The sequence below is a fragment of the Shigella sp. FC1967 genome (genome assembly GCF_001743005.1).
GTDB lineage: Bacteria > Pseudomonadota > Gammaproteobacteria > Enterobacterales > Enterobacteriaceae > Proteus.
This window is the reverse complement of the sequence record NZ_MIIZ01000301.1, coordinates 1-243: the sequence shown is the minus strand read 5'-3', so window position 1 is coordinate 243 and position 243 is coordinate 1. Positions and strand designations below refer to the sequence as shown.

Here is a 243-nt window from a genome sequence, read left to right as displayed (position 1 = left end):
GGAATAAATTTTAAAAATCCCAATCATCATCTTCAGTGTTAATCGTTTTTCCAATAACATAAGATGAGCCTGAACCAGAAAAGAAATCGTGATTTTCATAATTAAATTGAATGTATTATGTTGTTTTTCTTAATTTTAACGAGAGGAATAAATTTTAAAAATCCCAATCATCATCTTCAGTGTTAATCGTTTTTCCAATAACATAAGATGAGCCTGAACCAGAAAAGAAATCGTGATTTTCAT

1 protein-coding gene is annotated in these 243 nt (G+C 28.0%); it reads right to left on the bottom strand.

Annotated elements, in window-relative coordinates; translation table 11 throughout:
* Positions 1-154: 154 nt before the first annotated feature.
* Positions 155-243, bottom strand: an 89-nt coding sequence (locus tag BHE89_RS24765) for a hypothetical protein (RefSeq protein WP_286145837.1), incomplete at its 5' end; no start/stop codon positions are given.